The sequence below is a fragment of the Streptomyces sp. genome, from assembly GCF_031178505.1.
Classification (GTDB): Bacteria; Actinomycetota; Actinomycetes; order Streptomycetales; family Streptomycetaceae; genus Streptomyces; species Streptomyces gulbargensis.
Genome location: NZ_JAPSIW010000903.1, coordinates 1 through 2451, shown reverse-complemented (window position 1 = coordinate 2451; position 2451 = coordinate 1). Strand labels below are relative to the sequence as shown.

3 protein-coding genes are annotated in these 2451 nt (G+C 73.4%); 1 reads left to right on the top strand and 2 read right to left on the bottom strand.

Going from position 1 to position 2451, the window contains the following annotated elements:
• On the top strand, nt 1-473 hold a 473-nt coding region (locus RIF68_RS34225; protein WP_309055364.1), incomplete at its 5' end, for a maleylpyruvate isomerase family mycothiol-dependent enzyme.
• A 29-nt stretch (nt 474-502) separates the two neighbouring features.
• Here RIF68_RS34225 and RIF68_RS34220 read toward each other — a convergent pair.
• The gene (locus tag RIF68_RS34220) at nt 503-1831 is read right to left on the bottom strand and encodes an MFS transporter (RefSeq protein ID WP_309055363.1); all 1329 of its coding nucleotides are present in this window, start codon (nt 1829-1831) and stop codon (nt 503-505) included.
• On the bottom strand, nt 1828-2451 hold a 624-nt coding region (locus tag RIF68_RS34215), incomplete at its 5' end, for a GntR family transcriptional regulator (protein WP_309055362.1). The genes RIF68_RS34215 and RIF68_RS34220, both read right to left, overlap by 4 nt.

The window sequence follows — 2451 nt, the reverse complement described above, 5'->3', positions numbered from 1 at the left end:
CCCCCGACCATGTGATCCGCGCGCCCCTCGGTGCCGAGCAGACCCTCGAACTCGGTTACCGGATGCGCGCGTTCGACGTGTGGGTGCACGAGCAGGACCTGCGGGCGGCGCTCGGTACGCCGGGGAATTTGGACGCGCCCGGCGCGCTGGTGACCCGCGACGTGCTCCTGGAGGCGATGCCGGACGTGGTCGCGCGGGGCGCGGGGGCGCCCGCCTCCTCGGCGGTGGTGCTGGACGTGAGCGGTCCGGTGGAGTTCCTGCGGACGGTCCGGGTGGACGCGGAGGGCCGCGGCTCGATCGACGGGGCGCCGTCGCTGGGGCCGGCGGTGACGCTGGCGACGGACTGGGAGACCTTCGTCCGGCTGGCCTGCGGCCGGGTCCGGCCGGCGGACGTGGCCGACCGGGTGAAGACCGAGGGCGACGAGGCGCTGGCGGCGGCGATCCTGGACAACATCGCGGTCACCCCCCGCTGACGGCCTCCGCCGGTCCTCCCGCCGGGGGGTCACGCCGGTACGTGCACGGCCTCCACGCGGCTCGCGACGAGCCGCTCCCGTTCCCTGCGGTGGGTGCGGGCCTTGAGGCGGAGGATCTGCGCGACGCCGAGCGCTTCGAGGACGAAGACGGACGAGAACGCGATCCGGTAGTCGTCGCCCGTCGCGTCGAGCAGGACGCCCACCGCGAGCAGGGTGGTCATGGAGGCGACGAAGCCACCCATGTTGACGATGCCGGAGGCGGTGCCCTGGCGCTCCGGCGGGTTGGCGGGCCGCGCGAAGTCGAAGCCGATCATGGAGGCGGGGCCGCAGGCGCCGAGGACGAGGCAGAGGGTGACGAGCAGCCACATGGGCGCGTGGTCGCCCGGGTGCAGGAGGGTCGCCGCCCACAGCAGCGCGGTGGCCGCGACCGTGCCGAGGGCGAGCGGGGCGCGGGCGGCGTGGTGGCGGGCGATGATCTGCCCGTAGGCGAGGCCGACGGCCATGTTGGAGAGCACGACCAGGGTGAGGAGTTCACCCGCCGTGGCGCGGGTCAGCCCCTGGTCCTCGACGAGGAACGGCAGCCCCCACAGCAGCAGGAACACCATCGCAGGGAACTGGGTGGTGAAGTGGACCCACATGCCGAGCCGCGTGCCGGGTTCGCGCCAGGCGGCGGCGATCTGGCGGCGGACGGAGGCGGCCCCGGCGCGCGGGGCGGAGCCCGGAGCGGGTTCGAACCCCTCCGGGTGGTCCTTGAGGAAGACGAGCAGCAGGACGAGGACGAGGACGCCCGCGAGGGAGCTGCCGACGAAGGTGGTGGTCCAGCCGAGGCCGTGCAGGGCCCGGGAGAGGAAGACCGTCGAGACGAGGTTGCCGGCCATGCCGAAGAGGGCGGCGACCTGGCCGATGAGGGGGCCGCGGCGGGCGGGGAACCAGCGGGTGCCGAGGCGCAGGACGCTGATGAAGGTCATGGCGTCGCCGCAGCCGAGGAGGGCACGCGAGGCGAGGGCCGTGCCGTACGAGGGGGAGAGCGCGAACCCGAGCTGGCCGGCGGTGAAGAGGACGACGCCGAGGACGAGGACCTTCCTGGTGCCGAACCGGTCGACCATGAGGCCGACGGGTATCTGCATGCCCGCGTAGACGAGCAGCTGGAGTATGGAGAAGGTGGACAGGGCGGAGGCGTTGACCTGGAAGCGGTCGGCGGCGTCCAGTCCGGCGACCCCGAGGGACGTACGGAAGATGACCGCGACGAAGTAGACGGCGACGCCGACGCCCCAGACGAGGGCGGCGCGGCGGCCGCCGGGCGGGTCGCCGGGGAGGCCGGCGCCGGAGCCGTACGTCCGGTGCTTGTCGCGGCTCACCGGGCCTCACCCCGGACCAGGACCCTGACCCAGCTGAGGTGCTGCCGGACGCAGTGGGCGGCGCCTTCGGCGTCGCCCGCCTTGATCCGGTCGAGGATCTCGGCGTGCTCGGTGATGTTCTTGGCGATCCGGTGCGGCTGGGACTGCATGACCGCGACGCCCATGCGGAGCTGGCGGTCGCGGAGCTGGTCGTAGAGGCGGGCGAGGATCTGGTTGCCGGCGTGGCGGACGATCTCGGCGTGGAAGCAGCGGTCGGTGACGGCGACCTCGGCGAGGTCGCCGGTGGCTGCGTGCCGCTTCTGCTCCTCCAGGAGTTCCTCGAGCCGTGCGATCAGGGCGGCGGGTGCGGGCACGGCCCGGCGGACGGCGAACTCCTCCACGAGGAGGCGGGTCTCCACGACGTCGGCGATCTCCTGGGCGGAGACGGCGAGGACGAGGGCGCCCTTCTTGGGGTAGAGCTTCAGCAGCCCTTCCATCTCCAGCTTGAGCAGGGCCTCGCGGACGGGGGTCCTGGACACCCCGACGGCCTGGGCGAGTTCGCCCTCGGTGAGGAGAGTGCCTCCCTCGTAGCGCCGGTCGAGTACGGCCTGCTTGACGTGCGTGTAGACACGGTCGGCCGC